We start from the raw sequence: 23,864 nt of genomic DNA, 5'->3' as shown, positions 1-23,864 counted from the left end.
TACCAGATGCATCTGTTATAGTGATAACATCTCCTGAGTTTGATAAATTTAAATTACCCGTTGTCGATGTTTCAACAATATCTCCTGATATCCCTGTTGGTGTTCCACCACCAAATAAAACATACATGCCATTTGCAGGAATTATTGTGCTTTCTGGCACGGTGTGGCGAGGAGTGTCAGTTCCCGGCAGAAGGTCATAATTGGTTGTGTCATAAATTTTATATCCACTAATATCTAATGGTGTTGAAGACATATTTATAAACTCTATAAACTCATCTGCAGATGCGCTTCTTGTGCCATCACCATTGGCATCTCCGGCAATATCATTTGGAGGGTCAAATAATACTTCGTTAATAATTAACTGTGCAGAAAGAGAATAGCTAGCTAATGAAAATAATAAAAATAGTGTGTAAATTTTTTTCATTCTCTCAAATTTTAATGGTTGGATTTTTATATAGACTTAATATTTGTTTTATTAAAATACAATTTGAACTAAAAACTCAGCAATAGTTTGGTTACTTCCGTTAGTAAAATCTATGCTACTTACTGATGCCTGCATTTTTAAATTATTATTATCGAAATATTTAGTTAGACCTAGAGTATAACTGCTATAGTCTGTTAGTAAAGAATTTAGGTTAGATTCAAATTCTGGAGTAGCACTTTCGTATCTCAAATCAAAACCAAATCCACTTTTAGTAACGTAACCTGTTTGTAAATTATAGCTATCTCCTAATACTAAGAATTCGCTTATTTGTTGTGGTGCTAAAATTTGTGTTGCGGCTTCATCGGTATAAACTAAATCTAAACCTTCTGCGCTTGCATTAGCATATTCAGCTAAAAAGGAAAAGCCTTTATATTTTAATAATAGATCTATATACACCTGTGAGTAATCTGGGAAATTATCATTTCCATTTGCATTATATAAAAAGAAATCACCATGCCCTTCACCATTGGCATTACTTGCTCCTGTGTTTTTACTTGCCGCTGCGCCAATAACAAATTTTAATGTTTCTTCGTGCGCTAAATCTGCACTAAATAAATCATTGCCTTCTGTGAAATAGCCTAATGGATATAAATCTAAGCGTCCACCAATTTTTAGACCTCCTAGATCAGTGTCACGAGAATCGCTTCCAAATGAATTTCGACCGTCACCTGAAGTTACAGCAGCCATTGGTGCAATACCAAATTGACCCCCAATTTTAAATTTTGTTTCTACAAACACACCAAATTCACGACCTGTATTACTTAAGTTCTGACTTAACAAACTACGATCGGTAAATTGTAGTCTGTCTTCTCTATAGGTCATTTCACGATTGTTTACAAAGGTTTGCTTTTGACCAAAAGTTATCGTAATATTTTCTGTAGGATGGTAGGCTAACCATGCATCTAATAAGGGTTGTGTCTGGCTGTAATCGGTTTGAACTAAAAAGCTTACCTTTTCTTTAACTGCTTTTCCGCTTAGTATTAAGAAGGCGTTTCTGGCGTTAAATGTGTTTTCACCATCCCTACCTGAAACCTTACTGTAACTATAAGTCGGTGTCACAAATCCTCCAAAATTAAACTGATAATTTCCTTCATTAAAAGAAAAATTCAATCCACTACCAAGATTAAAGCTTGCTACATTTTTATCTTCGCTTTCTTGAGCATTGATCAGTATGGTCATACAGAAAAACACGGTGAGTAATGCTACTTTTTTCATTTGTTCTTATTTATTGTTGTTCAATTGTCAAATGCAGTTCGCAATTCATTATTTTTTTTGAATGGGAAAATAATCTCTTGCTCGGGTCATTTGTTCTTATTTATTGTTGTTCAATTGTCAAATGCAGTTCGCAATTCATTATTTTAAATACTAAATAGTATTTGCGCATCGCATCTGGTATTATTTTATTCGTTCGTTATTCTATAAATTGGTAATACCTTTCCTTTTTCAGTTTCTAGGACACCAAACGACACAAAACTATTTGGTGCCTCTGGTTCTAAAACCTCGAGAATTATATTTGCTTTTCTTTGATTTAAATTCACTTTATAAGTGCCCTTTGGGAATAGAATCTTTTTAGTTTCAATTGTAGTTTCTACCGTTTGAAGTTTTATTTTTTCATATTTTTTTGTGTCTCTTTTATATTCTGAAACCCTATAGGTTTCAACTTCAATTTCATTATCATTTTCTAAGATGTCAATTTTTGCACCGAGAATTTTTAGTTTTTCTATAATCTCTTTTTGATTTGCATCAATGATATAAGCTGCAGGTCTTTTTCTGACCAATTTTGGTTTTGATCTTAGTGCATCTCTTATGGTGACGTCTAAATCAATAATCGCATTAGCATCTAAATCTATAGTTTGTATAGTCCCTTTTTCAACAGTTCTAGCACTTGTAACCACCACATCATTTTGTTGCTCTGATGCCTTACTAATTTCTTGTTTTACAAGCTGAATATTTTGGCTTGCAGTTTCCAAATAAGAGATGGCAATTATAAATGTTGTATGCATTCGTCTTTTAAAAGAGGTTCTGCCAATACCAACGCCTCTAATCTCTAACAAGGTCGATATTGTATTTGTTAGCGCATAATTTGTGGCACTTGAGCGGGAGCTTACGGAACCTTGATTAAAATGAATTTCACCACCAAATTTTCTAGTAGAAATATAGTCATGATGTTTTAGCATGTTCTCATCAAGCGTCTTTCTTGCATTTTCAACAAAAAGTGTATCTGTTAAGATCCTAAGGTTTTCAGGAACATTTAAATTGCCACTATACAAAAACATCGCATCATAAAGTGAGGTAATTCCAAAAGCTCCTAATTGTGCAAAGTCTTTTCTGTAAGGTCGATATTCATGAAAATCTAAGGCTACTTCTGGACTAAAATCTGAGAATGTTTGCTTTAAATAGACACTCTCTGGGGCCATTAATTTTGTTTGATCTCTATTAAGGTCTAGGCCATTTGCAGCATAGCGATCTTGCTTTTCGTAACCGTCTATATTTGCCATTGGGATTATAGCTAAATCTATAGCGTTTAAAAGCTGTACATACTTTGAGTTGTTTAATAGTTGGTGCAGTAAATAGAGCATGCCTTCTGTACTTGCAGGCTCGTTGCCATGCAAACCTCCTTGCATCCAAACTTTAATTTTTTCTTTTGAATTTGATGCGGTTAAACGTACGAGAGGAATCTGCTTTCCTTTTTGGCTTTCGCCAATAAAACTCAGTTTTATCAAGTCTGGGTGCTCCGCAACCAAGGCATTCAGAAAAGAGATTAATTCTTCGTAATCTGTGTAGCCTTTCTTTTTTTCAAGTGCTGGTGTTATATCCTCTAAAGCGTCGTAATCAGGAAAAAAGGTTTTAGTTATTTTTTTAGATTGCGGATTTAGCTGGGCAAAAGCCACTGCTGAACTGAAAAGGACGAGTATAAAAATTAGTTTACGTACCATCTTAAAATGCAAATGTTAACATTATTCTAAGTAAGTGTTCGTTTCCCGGAATAGGCATACTATTGTTGTCATTTATACCTTGGCTACCGTCTATGTAAGTCCAATCTGCTTGAATTTTAGCACCATAACTTCGCGATAAATACTTACTAATACCAATGGTATAATAATTAGGTCTGTTGTAAAATGTGGCATTATTTAAAAAGGAGTTTTCATCTGCATTAAGACGTGTATAACGCCCATCTATTGATATTCCATTTTTAAATAAATAACCCGCTTGAATATTGTAAGCTTCACCTAGCATCATCCGACCTCTCACATAACTGTCCACATCTTGAATGCCATTAACCTCAAAATTGGTTGATGTTGTCCCATTATTTCTAATACGTTGTGTAATATCTTCTGGAACGATTGCTGTTGTTTTTACAAATTCACCAAGAGCTGAGAAACCTTTAAATTTGAAAAGAAAATCGATACCATATTTTGTGTAATCTGGTAATGATTCTTCGTCATTAGCATCTAAATAAAGAATGGTGCCATTTGCGCGACCGCGACGACTGCTCATTCCATTATTATGACTAAAGTTGGCACCTATTACTAATTTTGGTGCCGTTTCTCTCATGACATCAGCTTGTTTAAACTGCCCTTTATTTGTAAAAAGTCCAAAAGGTAAATAATCGATTCTTCCTCCAATTTTTAATCCACCTCTGTCTTTTCCTATAGCATTGAGACCGTCACCATTTGTAAGTACAAAATAAGGCTTTATGTAAGAGCCTTTTCCTGTTTTAAAATTTCCTTGAAGAAATAAACCAAATTCCCTTATGGCTGCAAAGGCAGAGGTTAAACGACTTCGCTCTACGAGTTGAAGTGTGTTTGATGCCATAAACAGTTCACGATTATCAGTGAACGTAGAACGCTGACCAAAGGTCGCTTTAATGCGGCTGGTTATATCATAAGACACATAGGCATCCAGAAGATATTCACTTGTCTCTGTATCTCCTGCTTCTGACGTTCCACTCAAATCGAAAGCGAATCTATATTTAAAACGTTCATCTTTTAGATTGCCCTCTAAACGCAAACGAATTCGACGCATTCTAAAACGGTTTTGACTACTATTTTCGTCCACTTCTGTATAGGTTTTACTATCCATATATGGCTGTAAAAACCCAGTTATTTTCAATTTATAACCATCATCAGTACTGAAATTTAGTCCTTCGCCAAATTTATAAGTGTCTAGATTTACATCTTGTGCCCTTGCGACCAGGCCTAAAAACATAAAGACACAAAGACTAGTTATTTTAATAACCTTCATACTTTTATAATTAATACTATTATTCAAAATTTCCTTTTACAATAAGGGTTCCATTATCCATCATGTGCTGTCCTTTTGCAAAGACATCTGTTAGTTTAAGATCTTCTGTAAAGCAACAAATATCTGCGTCAAACCCAACTTCTATTTGGCCTTTATGTTTCAAACCTAAATTTCTAGCCGGATTTGTGGTAATTAACTTGAAAGCGTCTTCTATAGGTACATTTCCTTCTTTAATTAACAAAACAACGCCTTCTAAATTTTTATCAAAAGGAGCGACACGCACACCTATAGCGTTTCCGCTATCATCAAATTTTGTCAAGCCTGCATGCCCATCAGAACTAAAGGTCATGTAATCCATATCTACACCTTGTTCTAACGCATATAAAACGGATTTATAGGGTGCTGTATATTGTGATGCGCCTGTTGTGATATCAATAATGCCTCCAAGTTTTGCAAATTCTATCGCTTGGTCAAAAAGGGCTTTGGTTCTGCCAACATGTGTTGGTGAGATATGCTCTATTGGGAATTGGTATTTTTGAACCAACTCAAATAGCACATCCATTTTAGTGTCTAAGTTTCCAAGGTGAATATGTAGAATCCCTTTTTTATTCCCTATCATACCACCAACCTTTACATCTCTTAGTTTTCTAAGCAAATCTAAAGCAGTTGGATAGGACGATCTTATATCGCTAATCGCAATTTTACAGCCTAAAACTTTATCGATAAAAATCATATCGGATTGGATACTCTCTGTAATAGTTACTGAATCTACTCCGTAATAACCGCAAAGCATAAAAGCAGAAATTCCATCTTGATTTAAAGCTTTGACTTTACTGTAAAGCGATCTTATATTTCGGGCTCTTCCATCTGTACCAAGCAAACTTGATACGGTTGTTGTTCCGCAGGCTATGAGTTCACTCATATTAATTTCTGGTGTCATAGATGCAAAGCCATCCTTTCCACCAGCACCAATAACATGGATGTGCTGATCTATAAGGCCAGGGGTTGTAATTTTACCTTTAGCATCCCAAACTATAGCGTCATTTTTAAATTGATCTAAATTATCAGCGATAGCTATTATTTTTTGGTCAGCAAGAAGTAAATCTTTTTTACCTAAATATTTAGGTGCGTATAATTCTGTGTTTTTTATTAGTTTAAGCATAGCGTTATATAAAATGATAAAGTAGCATTACCAATAAGGCGACTACTAAAGGAATAATATTTCTTTTTACTATGGATATTGTAGACACTTTTGCAATTTCTGCGGTGGCAATGATAACACCGGCAATTGGCGAAACAGTTCTTCCCATGGATGCAGATAACTGCATTGGTAAAATAATGGAAGTGCTTTCTACACCTAAAGTCTTTGCTATTTTTGGGACTAAGGGACCAAATGCAAAAAACGATGCATTACCACTACCCATAAGCATAGAAGCTAGAAAAATCATAATGGTCATCACCACTCCGATACCAATGGCTCCAAAACCTAAATTCTGAGCTAAATCTAAGAGACCATCAATAAATCCAAGACTAATAAGTCCTTTTGCAAAAATATCAGCAGTTATAATTAAGGTCACTACGGTTTTAAAAATATTTCCCATGCCATTCCAAAAGATTTTTAGGGAATCAAAAACTTGTTTTATATTTTTTGTTCTAATAAACTCACAAATCAATGCGATAAATAGACTAATAAACATTGCCGTTGTGGTGTCTATTGAAATCGGTACGCTAAAAAGACTAAATATCTCTGAAAACACAATTAAAAGTACAATTGGCAATATTGGAATTATAGCATAGATCAACGGCGCCTTTAGTTCCTTTTCTTCTGTTTTATGGACTTCTTTTTCAAAACCATTCTTCTTATCGTAATAACGATTTACAATATAATAGGTAATCATCATAACGATACTCAGAGGCCATATTAGTGGGATTTGATAATTTAAAAAGAATACGATAGTATCTATACCTGCAATACTTGTAGCACTAGCAGTAATTGCAGATGCCGGTCCAACACCAAATGCTGTAGTTGCCGTAATAACAGATACCGCAGATAATCTACTTACGCCTAAATTCACTAAAATTGGAAATAATGACGCCATTAATAGTAAACCCAAACCTGCGGCTGAAGGAATTGCTGCAAATAATAATTGACCAATAGGAATTACTAATGAAGCGGCTATATAAGGTTTCTTTTTAAAGAATTTTAAAGGTTTCATTGCTACAGATACGAGGGCATTTGAGGCTCCTACATGATCTATGTAAGCAACAAAACCACCAATAGCCATAATCATTAGACCAACACCTGCGTTAGTCTTACTAAACGACTCTTTAATATATTTAAACAAATCAAACCCGGAAAAGCCTGTAGGATCTTTAAGTGCTGGTAAATTATAATTTAGCAGTTGCGCCACAATTAGCATTAATAATCCAGAAACTAATAATACTGCATGTGGATTATACTTTTTTAATAAAAGTCTTCCAGCAATAACTACAAATACCAACGATATTATAGGCCCTAAATAGCTCATTAATTATTTTTAAAACGTTTAAAATGAAGATCCATCAATTTGTGTTCCTGGTGAAAATAACACTCCTTCGACAGCCTGAGTATGTTGTACAAAATCTCCTGTAAGATCAGGGTTCCTAGTGTAGGATTCGTTTGGATTATTAGATAATGGTTCTACATCGAACGTTAGTATAACATTACCTGAAGGATCAGCAAGTGTAACTAAATCTCCTGAATTAGACATGTTTATTTGACCTTCTGACGCTGTTTGAACTAAAGCACCACCAAAACTTCCAGTTGGTATGCCACCACCAAATACGACTAAAACACCGTTTATAGGAATAATTGTACCAGTAGGGAATGTATGTCTTACTGATGAGGCATCAGATATAGTATAACCACTTAAGTCTAATTCTGGACCCGAGTTAAAGAACTCAATAAATTCGTCTTCATTCGCATCTCTAGTTCCATCTCCATTTGCGTCACCTAGTAGACCAGCTTCAGGATCATATAAAACTTCATTAATTAGGAAACCTAGAAACGGACACCCATTATTAGAAATCTCACCTGCCTCATTTGGGCAATTATCATTGGCATCTAAAACACCATCTCCATCAGAATCTGAATCATCATCTAAAATGGAAATTATAATTTCTGTATCCGAAAGTAATATTACATTTTGAGCATTCGACACATTTAAAATAAGGGTTTCGACACCTTCAACATTTGTGTCTTGTAATCCTGTAAATGTTATACTGCCAGAACTACTTCCACTACTAATTGTTATTGCAGTAGCACTAGAGGTATAATCGCTTGACTCAGTTGCTGTACTTGAGTCAGAAATTGATATTGGAATTATCAGTTGTTCTGTAGCTGGTGCATTTAATGTGGCAGTTAAAGTGATAACACCATTGTCTTCACTTAAGTTTGTCTCATCGACCGATAGTTCTAATGCTGGTGATATATCATCTGTAGTACAAGAAGAAACGCCTGAAACGATACAACTAAGTATGACTATTTTTTTTAGATAAGATTTAATATTCATCATAAATGGATTTAGTACAATTCTCAAATCTATAAATTTGAGAAGTTATATAACAGTACCAATCTGCAAAACAAATAAATACCAATTTTATTTTTGTAACATAAAAAAGGCGCTTCTAATAATAGAGCGCCTTTTAAAAAATTATTTAAGTAATTCTTATTTGATTACTAATTTAGTAACAGACGAACGTCCGTTAATAGAAACTTGTAATAAATACATACCTGTTTTTACTGAACTTACATCTAATACATCAGAATTTAATTCAGTTGAAAGTACGTTTCTTCCCATAATATCAAATAACGTTATTGTCTTAACTCCTGCTATTTGAGATTTAATATTTACAATTCCGTTATTAGTAGGATTAGGGTAAATTGATAGCTCAGACGCTGTAAAGTCTTCGTTAGATAAAGCTAGTACAAAAGGATAGACACATGAGCTTTCAAACGTAGTAGCACTGCCATCTGTACAATCTACAGTCCCGTAAGTCCATCCAGCTGGCCATACTGTACCAGGCGTTGTTTTGTAAGCCCAAGAATCTGTATATTCCCAAGAAGTATCTGCACAAATAGGGCCACCTGAACCTCCGTTTGGTTGACAATTTACATCACCGAAAGTTTCAACAAGAGCTCCTAATTTATATAATTCAATAGCGTCGTCTCCATTTTGACTTACGGATCCGCCTGCATCTAAAATAACAACTTCAAACAAGTTATAACCAGGAGTAGTAAAATAAGCTTCCATAGCTGCTAGACTTCTAACTACTAAAATATTATCACCATTACTAACACCAATTGCATCTAATGTATATTCTTGTCCATCAGATCCGTCACCATTATTAGCAATACCAAGGCCATATTCACTTAAATCTGTAATATCGGCAGTAGCAACTAAATGAATTGCTTTTCCATCGGAACCACCTGAAGGCACTGTAAAATCAATTATACCTTGCAACTCTAAATCTACACTACCTGTAGGTAAACAAACAGGACTCGTTATATCTCTTGTAAAAGTACATAAACCACCATCAGCAGTATTATCTACAGTAATTGTTATATCTGTACCTTCTGCAACACCAGTAACTGTAATAATACCTGCAGCATCTGTTGTTGGGTCATTACCACCAGAAAGGTCAACTGTACCAGAAGTCGCTGTAACTAAAAAATTTTCGCCAGTTGCAGCTCCGAAATAAGCTAAAGTTGCTGTGTAAGTATCATCCGTCGCACCTGGTCCAATAGAATCACATGTTGCATCACTAGCGCCTAAGTTTGCTTCACATACTGCAGCACATGCATCGTTAGCAGAACCGGGAGTTCCTAAAGAACCAGTTCCATCTCCATAAGTAGATGTAGAAGCACACCAATTTGCACCTGTATCGTTATCAGTTTCGTTTAGAAAAGTTGGGTCTAATTGCATACTTGCACCAGTTAAATCTGGATATGTTGCTCCATTGTCATAAATAACTCTAGCTATTTCAACAGCTGTTGTTGATACTAAAACAACTTCATCAGTACCATTACCTAAAGTGTGTCCTCCACTTTCACCATAAGCATAATCTACAGGTGCACCACCGTTAGTAACGGTATTTGCTGTTCTCCCTAAAACTAAATATCCACCAGAAGATACAATTGTTGTTCCATTCGCATTATCTATAACATGCGTGTCTGTTCCATCATCTTGTAGGGTCCAGCCATTAATATCTATATCAGAACCAGTAGTATTAAAAATTTCAAACCATTCACCAGTAGTATCACTAACGGGATTAGGATTATTCATAATTTCTGTAATAACTATGTCACCAGGGCTTTGAGAGAAGCCTATAAATGAACATAGTAAAAATAAAATGTAAAGTTTTTTCATAATAAAGATTTAATTAATTCAATAACAAAGTTAATTTTTATTAATTAAAAACAGAGATACCAATATTAAATTATTATTAACACCAATTTTTTAAAATTAAATTAGACCTTTCATTTTTTTAAGTTTTTGTTTTATAATGGAAGGCCTAACAGCAGAATACCCAAATATTAGGCCTGTTTTTTTAGGGTTGCCAATGTAACATTTACTTAAAGAATGTGCTGTTATATTTTGTTGATTTAGCTTAGATATGATTTGTTCTTCTTCATCAATAGTAGTAGGTGACTTAAAATTAGCAACAACATGAAAACTAGAGCAGGCATTCTGATTAATATGCATCTTTGTACTTATTGTATTAAACTCATTAACGAAAAAATTGTGTCTATCTTTTGCAATTTCAATGGTATTCCTGATATGTTTATATAAATAATTTTTTTCAATAAATTGTGTCATAACTACCTGTATAAAAGGGGAAACAAACCTGTGAGAATGCTCTTGTAGTGCTTCAATTGTATTTATAAGGTACTTAGGTATAATCATATAACCTAGTCTTATAGAAGGGTGTAATAACCGATTAAATGTGCCAATATATATAGTGCGGTCTTCTTTGTCTAAACTAAAGATTGAAGGTATGCTTTCTAAATGGTTAGCAATTTCATTTTCATAATCATTTTCAATAATTAAAGCTTTTTGTTGGGATGCCCATTTTAGAATATCTTGGCGTCTTTTTAAACTCATTTTAATTCCTAAAGGGTAATGATTAGATGGAGTTAAATGAATGAGTTTAGTCTTTTTTTTTATAGCTTTAATTTTCTTTATATCTATACCGTCATTGTCTAACGAAACAGGTATTAAGTTGGCTTGAGAACTCTTAAAGACTGAGTGTGCATTAGGAAACACAGGGTTTTCTAATACAACAGAATCTCCTTTATCAATAAGAGCATTGGCAATAAGATATAAAGACTGCAGTGAGCCAGAGACAATAACAATTTGTTCGTAATTACATTTAATGTTTCTGCTAACATTTAAATAATCACAAATACTTTTTTTTAATTCTAATAAACCAGTAGAATTTGAGTAAGATAAATTTGAAGATTTAATATGCCTCCAATAGGTGTTCAGTAATTTTTTCCATTGGTTTACAGGGAAAGCGTCAATTGGAGGTAGACCTGGCCTAAAAGCCAAATTATTATTTGGCATCCTATTTAAAAGGGAAATATTTTTCGAATATGAAATTCCTTTTTCAGAAATATTAGGGTATAATGTATTATTAGTTTTAATAATTTTCTTATCCTCTTTTTCCGTAAGATCTTCATAACTAATTCGATTTCCAGATCCAGCTTTAGAAAAAATCAGCTTTTCTAACTGTAATAATTCATAAGCTTTATTAACAGTTGTTCTAGAGAGTTCTAACTCTTGTGCTAAGACTCTAGTAGACGGTAATAACCAATTATTTGGGAGTTCTGTATTTGTTATACAATCTTTTATAGCTCGATAAAGTATAATATACTTGTTAGAAGGCTTAAACTTTCCCTGTTTTGTATAAGCTTCTTTTATTCTCTTTATTACAAATTTGTAATTGGTATTCATTAATTTTAATAATTGGTCTTATAAATATACTAAAATCTAAACGTAATTTACATTATGAAAAATAGTCTTTCAATATTAGTTTGTTGTATTTTACTTTGCTTTTCCTTGATACTGAATTCTTGTTCGGATGACTCAGTTGTATCTTCTAATAACCCAGAAATACTAAATGAGCTGACTTCGGGAAGTGGTTTTTTTGAATATTCTGAGTATGCACCTTTTAGTAATAAAGTCATGAAGGTGTATTATTACATTCCTTCAAACACAAATTCTAATACTGAAATCCTTTTTGTTTTTCATGGTAATGGAAGAAATGCAAAGGACTACAGAGATGCTATGATAACAAAAGCAAATCAGTATAATTTTATAGTGATTACACCTGAGTTTTCTGGCGCAAATTTCCCAGGTGGCGATGCGTATAATCTTGGAAATGTTTTTGTTGATGGAGACAATCCATCACCTTCAAGTTTAAATACAGAAGCAGAATGGACATTTTCAGTTATAGAGCCTTTATTTGATTACATTACCCAAAATATAAACAACAATTCTTTGACATATCAGGTTTTTGGGCACTCTGCAGGTGGACAAGTTGCTCATCGGTTTTTAATGTACAAACCTAATGCACGTTATGATAAAGTTGTGGCGTCGGCTTCAGGTTGGTATACGGTTACAGATTTAGAGGTTTCTTTTCCTTACGGATTTACAGAATCACCTCTAGAGACTAGCATCTTAGAAAACCTTTTTCAAAAAAAATTATTTATACAGGTTGGAAGTTTAGATAATAACCCTAACGCTTCCTCACTAAGACATAATATATTTGCTGATGCACAAGGCTTAAATCGATTAGACAGAGCACAGTATTTTTATAATAAAGCATCAGTATTAGCTGAAACTAATAATTTAGAATTCCATTGGGAATTACATATAAAAGAAGGAGCTGACCATAATTTTGAAATAGCATCAAAAAATGCAGCTGATTTAATCTTTAATTAAATTTAATATGCAATTAACTAAGCAAAAAATTGGACTTTTTTCAGGTCCAGTTATGTTCATTATAATTCTACAATTCTTTCATCCTGAAGGGTTAAGTGAAGCGGCAAATGCTGTTTTAGCATCAGCAGTATGGGTTGCGATTTGGTGGATTACAGAAGCTTTACCTATCGCTGTTACGGCATTATTACCTATAGTTTTATTTCCATTAAGTGGTGGGTTAAGTTTAAAAGAAACGACCGCTTCGTATGGACATAAATATATTTTTCTATTTGTAGGTGGTTTTATTTTGGCGATTGCTATAGAAAAATGGAAGCTTCATAAACGAATAGCACTTACTATTATAAAAGTCGTAGGAACTAATGTGGTTAACATTATTCTAGGTTTTATGATTGCGACTGCTTTCTTATCCATGTGGATCTCAAATACGGCAACAGCAGTGATGATTCTACCTGTTGGTATGGCCATTGTAGCACAATTAAAAGATAATCCAGCTACTATAGAAGACGAAAATATAATTTTTGGAAAAGCATTAATGTTAGCGATTGCTTATAGCGCTTCTATAGGAGGAATGGCTACCCTTATTGGTACACCACCTAATTTGGTTCTTGCTGGTGTGGTAGAAGAAACTTATGGTATTGAAATTACGTTTTCACAATGGTTTTCCTTTGGATTTCCTATAACGCTACTATTATTAACTATATGTTGGCTATATCTCACAAAATTTGCTTTTAAATTTAAACAAAAAACATTTCCGGGAGGACGTGATGAAATTAATAGACAACTTAAGGTTTTAGGTAAGGTGTCTTATGAAGAGAAAACAGTACTTGTCGTTTTTGCTTTAACAGCTTTTGCTTGGATTACGAGATCGTTCTTAATCAAACAATTTGTTCCAGCTATTGATGATACTATTATAGCTATTATGTTTTCCATTTTATTGTTTATTCTCCCAAGTAAAGAGAAACATAAGAAAATTATAGCTTGGGAAGATGCCGTAAAACTACCTTGGGGTATATTACTATTATTTGGAGGAGGTATGGCTCTAGCATTAGGATTTGATTCTAGTGGATTAGCACTATGGCTGGGAGGACAGATGACTAATCTTGAAACACTTTCATTATTTTCATTATTATTCGTTCTAATTGCAGCAGTTAATTTTTTAACTGAAATTACTTCTAATTTGGCAACCACAGCCATGTTATTACCCGTATTAGCTCCATTGGCTACTATATTAAATATACATCCTTATTTCTTAATGGTTGGTGCAACAGTGGCAGCGTCTTGTGCTTTTATGCTTCCAGTTGCAACACCTCCAAATGCCGTTGTATTTGGTTCTGGATATTTAAAAATTGAGGATATGGTTAAAAAAGGAGTATGGATGAATATTATATCTATTATTCTTCTCACATTTATTGTCTATTATATTTTGCCTTTACTTTGGGACTTATCATAAGTATTAGTAAAAACTCATAAATTGTATCAATCTTAATGTTAGAAAATTGTTATCAATTTAATTTAGTCTTTAATTAAAGGAGATAAACTTTATATTTACATAGTATAAAACTTTAGTTTACAGTGAAGAAAAAAGACATCAAGATATTATTAGTAGATGATGAGCCAGATATTTTAGAAATAGTAGGTTATAATTTATCATCAGAGGGGTATCAGATTATTACTGCAGAGAATGGAGTCAAAGCGGTTGAAAAAGCGAAAAAGCATAAGCCACATTTAATAATCTTAGATGTGATGATGCCAGAAATGGACGGTATTGAGGCTTGCGAACGTATTAGAGAATTACCAAATTCAAATAATACAATTATTACATTTTTAACAGCAAGAGGTGAAGATTACTCACAAGTTGCTGGTTTTGATGCTGGTGCAGATGATTATATTACTAAGCCTATAAAGCCCAAAGTACTAGTAAGTAAAGTTAAAGCATTATTAAGACGTTTAAAAGATGCAGAAAACGCTTCTGACGCTATTGTTAAAATAGGTGAGCTTATTATTAATAGAGAAGAGTATAAAATTACAAATAAGGGTAAAGAAATAATATTACCTAGAAAAGAGTTTGAATTACTATCTTTACTGGCAACTAAGCCTAATAAAGTATTTAAGCGCGAAGAAATATTAGACAAAGTATGGGGTAATGAAGTCGTAGTAGGTGGAAGAACTATTGATGTACATATACGTAAACTTCGTGAAAAAATAGGTGATAACTCTTTTAAAACTGTAAAAGGTGTTGGTTATAAGTTTGTAGATTAATGCAACATAAAAATCTTAAGAAGTCATATAAATTTGCTATTAGAACATCTTTATATGTTACTTTATTTACAACACTCCTTGTGAGTCTTTTTTTATGGTACTACCATACATTTAACTGGCAAGTCATTTTTTTTCCTATTCTATGTTATATACTCTGTTTTGCTATTGTGCAATATAGGGTTGAGCGTTTTATATATAGGCGCGTTAAGAAAATTTATGACGATTTAACCTTACTTGAATCAACTAGTTTACGACAGCAGCCAATTACTACAGATATGGGGACATTAACCCGTGAAATAGATAAATATGCTAGAGATAAAAAGTTAGAAATTGAAACTTTAAAAGTAAGAGAAGAATATAGAAAAGAGTATATGGGAAATGTATCTCACGAACTCAAAACACCACTATTCACAGTCCAAGGCTATGTTTTAACTCTTTTGGATGGCGCAATGGAAGATCCAAAAATCAGAAAGAAGTACCTAAATAGAGCAAGTAAAGGTGTGGAAAGGCTAATTTATATTATAAAAGATTTAGACATGATTGCTAAATTAGAAGTTGGTGATTTAATGCTAAATAAAGAAAAATTTGATATTGTAGAATTAGTTAGGAGTGTTTTTGATTTGTTTGAAATGAAAGCCGTAAAAAAGGAAATTACTTTAACCTTTGATATGGAATATACTAACCCAATTATAGTTTATGGAGACAGGGAACGGATTCAGCAAGTTCTTACAAATTTAGTTGTTAATTCAATAATATATGGAAGAGAAAAAGGGACAACAGAGGTTAGTATTGAAAGTTTAATAAAAAATAAAGTCATTGTACGTGTTACAGATAACGGTGAAGGTATTTCTAAAGAGAATATACCTAGATTATTTGAACGTTTTTTTAGAATAGATAAAAGTGGATCTCGTAAAGAAGGAGGCTCCGGATTAGGGCTAGCTATAGTTAAACATATTATAGAAGCACACGAAGAGAAAATTTATATAGAAAGCGAATTTGGTGTTGGAAGCGAGTTTTCATTTACTCTAGAAAAGACTGAATAATTCTTTAAAATTCAATTCGAAATCTAAAGCTTTAAAGCCAGAATAGTTGTTAGTATTAGATAACATTTGTATTTCAAATTTATTCTGACTACAACTTGGGATCACACCTTCTTTCATTAATTTTTCTGCTAGATATTCTTGCTCAAATTGTCCAGGAGTTGGTATAAAGAAAGCTTTCTTTTCAAGTTTAGCTAAATCCATTATGGTGGTATATCCCGATCTGCTTAGTATTAAGTCACTTTCGTTTATAGCGACCTCAAGCTCAGTAGTTGTCATAAAGTTGAAAATAGTAATGTTATATGCAGTTTCCTTAGTTTGCCTAGGCTCAATCTTTCCTTTTATAAAAAGCACCTTCCCTTTGTATAATTCTAAATCTTGTAATAATTTAATTTCTAAATAGCTGCGTTGAGGTTCTGGTCCTGATAACAAAACAAGAAGATCATATTTAGGAGCACACTTCTTTTTATTAAATCGACTTAATGGACCAAGATATTTTAATTGAGAACCGAATTCCCTAACATGTCCTAAATTTCCACTAAGGTTTTTATTTCCGGGATGATCTGGCACCCAGCATTCGTCAAATTTCGAAATTATATTTTCATGTAATTTAGAGCTCAGCCAAGTTGTAGAGCCACTTAAGACACGTAATTGATGTGTGATAAAAACTGAAGGGATAGATGCATGTCTAATCCCAAAACGATTGTCTGATAGGATACCACTAATAGATTCATTTTTAATTAAAGTAGATGTAATTTTTTTCTCATGCTTAATAGTTTTTAAAATATGAGGAGAATCCTTTATGAGTTTTAGTTTAAAATGTTTCCCTTTTTTTGCATAAGTAATATTGTAAGAAGGTAGCTCAATGGTTTTTAGGTTTGGAAATTCTATTTTCAGTAATTCAAGGGCTGCACCATCACTTGCTATAATAGGTTCAAAGTTATTCTCAATTAATGCATTTACTATCGGAATACATCGTGTAGCATGTCCTAATCCCCAATTTAAAGGAGCAACTAAAATTCGTTTTTTGTACTTAATAGGTTTCAGTATCTTTTTATTTTAGACATGTAGCAATGAAACAAAGATAAACCTAAAATGTTTTCTTAATTTTACCGAATTATTATAAAATTCTGAAATAACAATACTGTGGGAAGTAAAAATAAACTTAAACGATTTAAAGAAAACGAAACATTTCATAATGTGTTTCAGCCAACCCGAGAAGAATTGGTGAATGAAACCTACAAATTAAAAGGTAAATGGAGATCAGGTGTTTTTAAAAACGAGAATCCTTTAGTTTTAGAATTAGGTTGCGGAAAAGGAGAGTATACTGTCGGTTTAGCAAAACGTTATCCCAACAAAAATTTTATAGGTATAGATATTAAAGGAGCACGTTTTTGGAGAGGAGCAAAAACAGCTATTGAAGAAGATATAGACAATGCGGGTTTCATAAGAACTCAAATAGAACTTGTAGATTATATTTTTGAAGAAAATGAAGTCGATGAAATTTGGATTACCTTCCCAGATCCTCAAATAAAATATAAGCGTACCAAACATAGAATGACTAATCTTCAGTTTTTAGAACGCTACAAAAAAGTGCTAAAACCCAATGGATTAATGCATTTAAAAACAGATAGCGAATTTATGCATGGTTACACACTTGGTTTACTTCATGGTGGAGGTCACGAGGTGCTTTATGCTAATCATAATGTGTATAAGTTAGAAGGCAGTCCAGAAGAAGTTACTGAAATACAAACCTTTTACGAAAGTCAGTATTTAGAGAAAGATAAAGCAATTACGTATATTAGATTCCAAATCAACTAAATTTGAGTATCACAGTCATCTTCTTTCTAGGGTTTTTTGTTGCGCTTATAGGAATCATACCACCTGGTTTGCTTAATATGACTGCTGCAAGAATTAGCCTTAAAGAAGACGCAGGTAGAGGTATAACATTTTCATCTGGTGTATGTATAATTGTCTTTGTTCAAACATATTTAGCAGCAATCTTTGCTAGATATTTATCTAATAGATCAGATATTGTAGAAATTCTACAACGCGTAGCTTTTGTGATTTTTGTGCTTATCACCATTTATTTTCTTGTTATTGCTTCTAAACAAAAGGAAAAGAAAATTGAAGGAGATGATATTAGGAGTAAAAAAAGCAGAATGTTTCATGGGATGCTTTTGTCTGCGTTAAATGTTTTTCCAATACCCTATCAGGCATATATGACCATAACATTAGCCTCTTTCGGATGGATGAATTTTGAAAAAACCAGCATTATTACTTATGTTACAGGAGCAGCAATGGGGACCTTTGTAATGTTATATTTTTATATTTTCTTTTTTGATAAAATAAAAGACAAGAAATTCACCTCGCAAAAAAGTATGAACTTTAGTATTGGTATTATTACCGGTTTAGTGTCGCTTATTACATTTATTAACATTCTAAGAGAATTGTAATGAAGCCAGAAACATTGGGTTTTTTTGAAAAGGTTTACAATGTTGCTAGGCAAGTTCCTTTTGGTCGTGTAACAAGTTATGGTGCTATAGGGAAATATTTAGGTGCTGTAAAAAGTGCACGAATAGTTGGTTATGCTATGAATGGATCTCATGGGAAAGATGTGCCTGCACACCGTGTCGTAAATAGAAAAGGTCTTTTAACAGGGAAATATCATTTTGATGGCATTAACTTAATGCAGCAATTACTCGAAAACGAAGGAATCGTTGTTGTAGATAATCAAATTCAGAATTTAGAGTCTGTCTATTGGGATCCTGCGAAAGAGCTTTAGTATGATTTCTAGCGCAATACTAAGTGTTGTTAAACTAATATATAAATGATTTATCACTTTGAATTTGTTTCATAATCTAGTTCATAAATGGGAATCTCTTATTCTTGAAATATTCACAAATATGACACACTTTAGTTGTCATTATAAAATCTAATCGAAGCATTAATCAATTCAATTTAACCGCTTCAAAATCTAAACTTTTAGCAGTATCTTTGCATTTAGAATAAATCTAGATAAGAATTTTGAATTTAAACAAACAAGATATACTAAACGCGCTCAAAACTATTACAGCTCCTGGTGAAGGAGAGAATATGGTAGATAGTGGTGCTGTTACCAATGTGGTAAACTTTGCAGATGAGGTTATTGTAGATATTACTATAAACAATCCAAGTCTTCAGGCAAAAAAGAAAACAGAGGTTGAGATTTTACAAACTATTCATAAATTGGTTTATGAAAAAGCAAAAATAAAAGTCAATATTAAAGTTGATGCTCCTTTAAAACCAACTACAAACGAAATTAAAGGAAAAGCAATTCCTGGTATTCAAAATATTGTTGCAGTAGCTTCAGGTAAAGGTGGAGTAGGAAAATCTACAGTTACAGCAAATTTAGCTGTTACCTTGTCAAAAATGGGCTTTAAAGTTGGTATTTTGGATGCTGATATTTATGGGCCGTCTATTCCTATTATGTTCGATGTCGCTTCAGAACGCCCACTATCAGTAAATATAGATGGAAAATCTAAAATGAAGCCAGTAGAAAATTATGGTATAAAAGTACTTTCTATAGGTTTCTTTACAAAGCCAGATCAGGCCGTAATATGGAGAGGTCCAATGGCTTCAAAAGCATTAAACCAAATGATTTTTGATGCTGCTTGGGGAGAATTAGATTTCTTATTAATTGATTTGCCTCCAGGAACAGGTGATATCCATTTAAGTATTATGCAAGCACTTCCTATCACAGGTGCTGTGGTTGTTAGTACACCACAGAATGTAGCTTTAGCGGATGCTAAGAAAGGTGTAGCTATGTTTCAACAAGAGAGTATAAATGTTCCTGTTTTAGGAATTATAGAGAACATGGCGTATTTTACACCAGCAGAATTACCAGATAATAAATATCATATATTTGGTAAGGAAGGCGCTAAAAATTTAGCCAAAGATTTAAATGTACCATTCTTAGGAGAAGTTCCTTTGGTGCAAAGCATTAGAGAAGCAGGTGATATTGGCAGGCCAGCAGCACTACAAACAGGTACTCCAACAGAAGAGGCATTCGAAGCCATAACAAGAGAAGTTGTTCAGCAAGTAGTGGACAGAAATGATGATTTACCAGCTACAGAAGCAATAAAAATTACAACAATGGCAGGTTGTTCTGCTGTAAACAAAAAATAAATGAGCTCAGAAGAACTTAGGTTAAATGTTGAAAAAGCACTAGACGAAATTCGTCCGTTTCTTCAAAGTGATGGCGGCGATATAAATTTGTTGTCTATAGATGATGGTAAATTTGTTAAAGTACAACTTGTAGGTGCTTGTACATCTTGTAGTGTAAATCAGATGACATTAAAGTCTGGTGTTGAGATGACTATTAAAAAATATGCTCCACAAATCGAAAGTGTTATAAATGTTGAATAATCAATGTGACATTTATCACAGTTTAAATTAAAATACATTAGTAGTTTTGTTTACAATTTTATAGTAATGATTACATCAGATATACTTATAATAGGAGCAGGTCCAACCGGACTTTTTACAGTTTTTGAAGCTGGTCTTCTTAAGCTAAAGTGTCACTTAATTGATGCTTTACCGCAGCCAGGTGGTCAATGTTCTGAGCTTTATCCTAAAAAACCTATTTACGATATTCCTGCGTATCCAGAAATTTTAGCCGGTGATTTAACTGATAAGTTAATAGATCAGTGCAAACAATTTGAACCAGGCTTTACACTAGGTGAGCGCGCAGAAACAATAGAAAAGCAAAAAGATGATAGTTTTATAGTTACGACTAATAAAGGTACAAAACATCAAGCTAAAGTTGTTGCCATAGCTGGTGGTTTAGGAAGTTTTGAACCACGCAAACCTTTATTAGATAATATTATAAGTTTCGAAGATAATGGTGTAGAATATATTATTAAAGACCCAGAATTTTATAGAGATAAAAAGGTTGTTATTGCAGGTGGCGGAGATTCAGCATTAGATTGGAGTATCTTCTTAGCCGATGTAGCGTCTAGCATAACTTTGGTGCATAGACGTAATGAGTTTAGAGGACATTTAGACTCGGTAGATAAAGTCCAAGAATTAAAAGACGCTGGAAAAATTAATTTAATCACACCTGCAGAAATTACTGCTATTATTGGTAATGGAAAAGTTGATGGTGTCGAAGTAACTAAAAAAGGTGAATCGCCTTTAGTATTAGAAACAGATCATTTTATTCCGTTATTTGGATTATCTCCAAAACTTGGACCTATTGCAAATTGGGGACTTGAGATAGAAAAAAATGCAATTAAAGTAGATAATTCATTAGATTACCAAACCAACATACCTGGTATTTTTGCTATTGGTGATGTAAATATATATCCCGGAAAGTTGAAACTCATTCTTTGTGGTTTCCATGAAGCTACATTAATGTGTCAAGCAGCCTATAAAATTATTAATCCAGGGAAACGTTACGTGTTAAAATATACAACAGTAAGTGGAGTAGATGGTTTTGATGGCACACGTAAGGAAGCGCCTAAAGCAGTAGTTAAAGCAATAGATTAATTGGAAGCTCAAGATATAAACATAACAATTATAGACAGAGAGGGCGTAAGTCATAAAATTGAAGCGCCTATAGATATGGCTATGAATCTCATGGAAATAGTTCGTTCTTATGAATTAGCTCCAGAGGGCACTATTGGAATCTGTGGTGGAATGGCTATGTGCGCGTCTTGTCAATGCTACGTATTGAGCGAAACTGAATTACCAGAAATGCAAGATGAAGAAGAGGCTATGCTATCTGAAGCATTTTATGTAAAAAATAATTCGCGTTTGGGATGCCAAATACAAATGAAGCCAGAAATAGAAGGTTTGGAAGTTGAGTTAGCACCTGAGAGTTAATTATACCGTCTTATAGACACTCAGCTTAGTTGGGCCTCCTAACATAAATCTATCAATTTTTAAGTTCCCATTTTCAGAAGTAACAATTTGCCATTTAGTTAGAGAAATTGTGCTATCTTCAATTTCAATACCAGTTATACTTCTTGGAAGTTGTGTATGACCAACAACGGTAATTAGATTGTCATTTTTAGTAATCCATTTTTTGGTTCTGCCTTCTATCTTTATTAATTCTGTGTAATTTTTAGCCGGACTTGTAGGATCTGCGATACCAGTCAAATTCAAAGGTTTCCATAAAACACCTACTAAAAAGCGGCTCCATTTCCAAAAAATCTAATTCCACCAATCAGCTTGGTGACCATGCGTTAAAAACAGCTCTTGATTTGTTTCTAAGTGTTTTAAAACAATACCTTCATGAAATTTTTTAGGAACATGTAAATATTCTTGTGAGCAAAGAAAACAGATTCAAATGATAGATTTCCCAATAATTCATCACCATCTCCAAGTTCGTAATATTGGTAACCTTCCTTGTAATAATCCTTTAATGCATTAAAGTAAATATTCCGGTTATTAGCAAAATCGTCTGCAAAACTATTATCTCCGCTATGGCAATCACTAAACAAAATGAATTTTGATGCGTCATCAAACCTAATGCGTTTGGCGTTTTTATAAGCTTGATCTAATCTAGATTTAAAGTAAATGTAAACAAAAATGCCTCTCAATTGAGAAGCATTTTATAAGTTTTATTTCACATAAATTCCTTATTTGCTAAGGCAATCAAATACTCTTTATTACTTAACTAAAAGCATTCAAGCCAGTAATATCTAGCCCTGTAATTAGTAAATGAATATCATGAGTACCTTCATAAGTTACAACACTTTCAAGGTTCATCATGTGTCTCATTATACTATATTCTCCACTAATTCCCATACCGCCTAACATTTGTCTTGCATCACGAGCAATGGTTAAAGCCATATCTACGTTATTACGTTTAGCCATTGAAATTTGTGCTGAAGTTGCTGTTCCATTTTCGCGCATTACTCCAAGTCTCCATGCTAGTAATTGTGCTTTTGTGATTTCTGTAATCATTTCAGCTAATTTTTTTTGTTGTAATTGAAATTGACCAATTGGTTTCCCAAATTGAATACGTTCTTTACTATATCTTAAAGCAGTATCGTAACAATCCATTGCTGCACCAATAGCTCCCCAGGCAATACCAAAACGCGCTGAATCTAAACAGCCAAGTGGTGCACCTAACCCGGATTTGTTAGGCAATAAGTTTTCTTTTGGTACTTTTACATTGTCAAAAATAAGCTCGCCAGTTGAAGATGCTCTAAGTGACCATTTATTATGAGTTTCTGGCGTTGTAAAGCCTTCCATTCCACGTTCTACAATGAGTCCGTGAATACGTCCTTCTTCGTTTTTTGCCCAGACAACGGCTACGTTACAAAAAGGTGAATTACTAATCCACATTTTAGCACCATTCAAGAGATAGTGATCTCCCATATCTTTAAAATTAGTAGTCATGCCACTTGGATTACTTCCGTGATCTGGTTCTGTTAAACCAAAAGACCCCATCCATTCGCCAGAAGCTAATTTGGGTAAATATTTTTTACGTTGCTCCTCATTACCATATTTCCAAATAGGATACATGACTAAAGACGATTGCACAGACGCCGTACTTCTTACTCCAGAATCTCCACGTTCAATTTCTTGCATTATTAAACCATAAGAAATTTGGTCTAAGCCTGCTCCACCATACTCTTCAGGAATATAAGGCCCAAAAGCTCCTATTTCTGCTAATCCTTTAACGATTTGCTTTGGGAATTCAGCTTTTTGAGCATAATCTTCTATTATTGGTGACACATCGCGTTTTACCCATTCCCTTGCTGCATCTCGCACTAATTTGTGCTCTTCAGTTAGTAATTCGTCAAGATTATAATAGTCAGGTGCTTCGAATAAATCTGGCTTCATTTTATGAAAATTTTA

At 33.4% G+C, this 23,864-nt stretch carries 22 protein-coding genes and 1 pseudogene; 11 read left to right on the top strand and 12 right to left on the bottom strand.

Annotated features, from left to right (window positions below):
- The 9 genes from B2U95_RS10810 to B2U95_RS10770 form a co-directional block, all read right to left on the bottom strand.
- Nucleotides 1–424: lamin tail domain-containing protein (locus B2U95_RS10810; RefSeq protein WP_296316210.1), on the bottom strand; the 424-nt coding region annotated here is incomplete at its 3' end.
- A gap of 51 nt (nt 425–475) precedes the next feature.
- A complete protein-coding gene (locus tag B2U95_RS10805) occupies nt 476–1,699 on the bottom strand; it encodes a hypothetical protein (protein WP_296316209.1) in 1,224 nt (407 codons plus the stop codon).
- A 185-nt stretch (nt 1,700–1,884) separates the two neighbouring features.
- A complete protein-coding gene (locus tag B2U95_RS10800) occupies nt 1,885–3,420 on the bottom strand; it encodes a M14 family metallopeptidase (protein WP_296316206.1) in 1,536 nt (511 codons plus the stop codon).
- 1 nt (nt 3,421) lies between these two features.
- Entirely contained in the window at nt 3,422–4,729 is a 1,308-nt protein-coding gene (locus B2U95_RS10795; RefSeq protein ID WP_296316203.1) for a porin, read from the bottom strand.
- A 19-nt stretch (nt 4,730–4,748) separates the two neighbouring features.
- Entirely contained in the window at nt 4,749–5,891 is a 1,143-nt protein-coding gene (iadA, locus tag B2U95_RS10790) for a beta-aspartyl-peptidase (protein ID WP_296316201.1), read from the bottom strand.
- Between the two features lie 4 nt (nt 5,892–5,895).
- Entirely contained in the window at nt 5,896–7,257 is a 1,362-nt protein-coding gene (dcuC, locus tag B2U95_RS10785; RefSeq protein ID WP_296316199.1) for a C4-dicarboxylate transporter DcuC, read from the bottom strand.
- An 18-nt stretch (nt 7,258–7,275) separates the two neighbouring features.
- Nucleotides 7,276–8,283: a lamin tail domain-containing protein gene (locus B2U95_RS10780; RefSeq protein WP_296316197.1), complete on the bottom strand. Its 1,008-nt coding sequence runs from the start codon at nt 8,281–8,283 to the stop codon at nt 7,276–7,278.
- Between the two features lie 153 nt (nt 8,284–8,436).
- Entirely contained in the window at nt 8,437–10,137 is a 1,701-nt protein-coding gene (locus B2U95_RS10775) for a lamin tail domain-containing protein (protein WP_296316194.1), read from the bottom strand.
- A gap of 96 nt (nt 10,138–10,233) precedes the next feature.
- On the bottom strand, nt 10,234–11,724 hold the full coding sequence (locus B2U95_RS10770) for a PLP-dependent aminotransferase family protein (protein WP_296316190.1): 1,491 nt from the start codon (nt 11,722–11,724) through the stop codon (nt 10,234–10,236).
- 54 nt (nt 11,725–11,778) lie between these two features.
- Between B2U95_RS10770 and B2U95_RS10765 the strand changes: the two genes are divergently transcribed.
- The 4 genes from B2U95_RS10765 to B2U95_RS10750 all read left to right on the top strand — a co-directional run bounded on the left by B2U95_RS10765 (nt 11,779) and on the right by B2U95_RS10750 (nt 16,016).
- Nucleotides 11,779–12,714: an alpha/beta hydrolase-fold protein gene (locus B2U95_RS10765; protein ID WP_296316187.1), complete on the top strand. Its 936-nt coding sequence runs from the start codon at nt 11,779–11,781 to the stop codon at nt 12,712–12,714.
- Between the two features lie 7 nt (nt 12,715–12,721).
- The gene (locus tag B2U95_RS10760; protein WP_296316183.1) at nt 12,722–14,164 is read left to right on the top strand and encodes an SLC13 family permease; all 1,443 of its coding nucleotides are present in this window, start codon (nt 12,722–12,724) and stop codon (nt 14,162–14,164) included.
- A gap of 122 nt (nt 14,165–14,286) precedes the next feature.
- Nucleotides 14,287–14,973, top strand: a complete 687-nt coding sequence (locus tag B2U95_RS10755) for a response regulator transcription factor (protein ID WP_296316180.1) — start codon at nt 14,287–14,289, stop codon at nt 14,971–14,973.
- A complete protein-coding gene (locus B2U95_RS10750; protein WP_296316176.1) occupies nt 14,973–16,016 on the top strand; it encodes a sensor histidine kinase in 1,044 nt (347 codons plus the stop codon). Before B2U95_RS10755 ends, B2U95_RS10750 begins: the two co-directional genes overlap by 1 nt.
- On the opposite strand, the gene B2U95_RS16225 is transcribed toward B2U95_RS10750, so the two are convergent.
- Nucleotides 15,999–16,583: a glycosyltransferase gene (locus B2U95_RS16225; RefSeq protein ID WP_339614043.1), complete on the bottom strand. Its 585-nt coding sequence runs from the start codon at nt 16,581–16,583 to the stop codon at nt 15,999–16,001. The two genes, B2U95_RS10750 and B2U95_RS16225, sit on opposite strands and share 18 nt — an antisense overlap.
- 576 nt (nt 16,584–17,159) lie before the next feature.
- Here B2U95_RS16225 and trmB point away from each other — a divergent pair.
- The 7 genes from trmB to B2U95_RS10710 all read left to right on the top strand — a co-directional run bounded on the left by trmB (nt 17,160) and on the right by B2U95_RS10710 (nt 21,878).
- Nucleotides 17,160–17,834, top strand: coding sequence for a tRNA (guanosine(46)-N7)-methyltransferase TrmB (trmB, locus tag B2U95_RS10740; protein WP_296316171.1), 675 nt, complete (start codon nt 17,160–17,162; stop codon nt 17,832–17,834).
- A 2-nt stretch (nt 17,835–17,836) separates the two neighbouring features.
- A complete protein-coding gene (locus B2U95_RS10735; RefSeq protein ID WP_296316168.1) occupies nt 17,837–18,469 on the top strand; it encodes a LysE family transporter in 633 nt (210 codons plus the stop codon).
- Complete coding sequence (locus tag B2U95_RS10730) at nt 18,469–18,798, top strand: MGMT family protein (RefSeq protein ID WP_296316165.1); 330 nt, start codon at nt 18,469–18,471, stop codon at nt 18,796–18,798. Before B2U95_RS10735 ends, B2U95_RS10730 begins: the two co-directional genes overlap by 1 nt.
- A gap of 242 nt (nt 18,799–19,040) precedes the next feature.
- Nucleotides 19,041–20,180, top strand: a complete 1,140-nt coding sequence (locus B2U95_RS10725; protein WP_296316162.1) for an Mrp/NBP35 family ATP-binding protein — start codon at nt 19,041–19,043, stop codon at nt 20,178–20,180.
- Nucleotides 20,181–20,420: a NifU family protein gene (locus B2U95_RS10720; RefSeq protein ID WP_296316159.1), complete on the top strand. Its 240-nt coding sequence runs from the start codon at nt 20,181–20,183 to the stop codon at nt 20,418–20,420.
- 66 nt (nt 20,421–20,486) lie between these two features.
- Nucleotides 20,487–21,542, top strand: coding sequence for an NAD(P)/FAD-dependent oxidoreductase (locus B2U95_RS10715; RefSeq protein ID WP_296316155.1), 1,056 nt, complete (start codon nt 20,487–20,489; stop codon nt 21,540–21,542).
- Complete coding sequence (locus tag B2U95_RS10710) at nt 21,543–21,878, top strand: 2Fe-2S iron-sulfur cluster-binding protein (RefSeq protein WP_296316154.1); 336 nt, start codon at nt 21,543–21,545, stop codon at nt 21,876–21,878.
- Here the strand turns inward: B2U95_RS10710 and B2U95_RS10705 are convergent.
- A pseudogene (locus B2U95_RS10705) lies at nt 21,879–22,576 on the bottom strand (serine/threonine protein phosphatase).
- A 94-nt stretch (nt 22,577–22,670) separates the two neighbouring features.
- Nucleotides 22,671–23,849: an acyl-CoA dehydrogenase family protein gene (locus tag B2U95_RS10700; RefSeq protein WP_296316152.1), complete on the bottom strand. Its 1,179-nt coding sequence runs from the start codon at nt 23,847–23,849 to the stop codon at nt 22,671–22,673.
- Nucleotides 23,850–23,864 lie beyond the last annotated feature (15 nt).

This window comes from Winogradskyella sp. UBA3174, assembly GCF_002364335.1.
GTDB lineage: Bacteria > Bacteroidota > Bacteroidia > Flavobacteriales > Flavobacteriaceae > Winogradskyella.
The sequence above is the reverse complement of the archived record's forward strand: the minus strand, read 5'-3'. Positions and strand labels throughout refer to the sequence as shown.

Excerpts from the sequence above, each read along its gene's own strand:
- B2U95_RS10750 (WP_296316176.1), top strand. The coding sequence starts at position 14,973 with ATGCAACATAAAAATCTTAAGAAGTCATATAAATTTGCTATTAGAACA.
- B2U95_RS10800 (WP_296316206.1), bottom strand. The coding sequence starts at position 3,420 with ATGGTACGTAAACTAATTTTTATACTCGTCCTTTTCAGTTCAGCAGTG.
- B2U95_RS10700 (WP_296316152.1), bottom strand. The coding sequence starts at position 23,849 with ATGAAGCCAGATTTATTCGAAGCACCTGACTATTATAATCTTGACGAA.
- B2U95_RS10805 (WP_296316209.1), bottom strand. The coding sequence starts at position 1,699 with ATGAAAAAAGTAGCATTACTCACCGTGTTTTTCTGTATGACCATACTG.
- dcuC (WP_296316199.1), bottom strand. The coding sequence starts at position 7,257 with ATGAGCTATTTAGGGCCTATAATATCGTTGGTATTTGTAGTTATTGCT.
- B2U95_RS10765 (WP_296316187.1), top strand. The coding sequence starts at position 11,779 with ATGAAAAATAGTCTTTCAATATTAGTTTGTTGTATTTTACTTTGCTTT.
- B2U95_RS10720 (WP_296316159.1), top strand. The coding sequence starts at position 20,181 with ATGAGCTCAGAAGAACTTAGGTTAAATGTTGAAAAAGCACTAGACGAA.
- B2U95_RS10730 (WP_296316165.1), top strand. The coding sequence starts at position 18,469 with ATGAAGCCAGAAACATTGGGTTTTTTTGAAAAGGTTTACAATGTTGCT.
- B2U95_RS10760 (WP_296316183.1), top strand. The coding sequence starts at position 12,722 with ATGCAATTAACTAAGCAAAAAATTGGACTTTTTTCAGGTCCAGTTATG.
- B2U95_RS10795 (WP_296316203.1), bottom strand. The coding sequence starts at position 4,729 with ATGAAGGTTATTAAAATAACTAGTCTTTGTGTCTTTATGTTTTTAGGC.
- B2U95_RS10715 (WP_296316155.1), top strand. The coding sequence starts at position 20,487 with ATGATTACATCAGATATACTTATAATAGGAGCAGGTCCAACCGGACTT.
- B2U95_RS10780 (WP_296316197.1), bottom strand. The coding sequence starts at position 8,283 with ATGATGAATATTAAATCTTATCTAAAAAAAATAGTCATACTTAGTTGT.
- B2U95_RS10775 (WP_296316194.1), bottom strand. The coding sequence starts at position 10,137 with ATGAAAAAACTTTACATTTTATTTTTACTATGTTCATTTATAGGCTTC.
- B2U95_RS10770 (WP_296316190.1), bottom strand. The coding sequence starts at position 11,724 with ATGAATACCAATTACAAATTTGTAATAAAGAGAATAAAAGAAGCTTAT.
- iadA (WP_296316201.1), bottom strand. The coding sequence starts at position 5,891 with ATGCTTAAACTAATAAAAAACACAGAATTATACGCACCTAAATATTTA.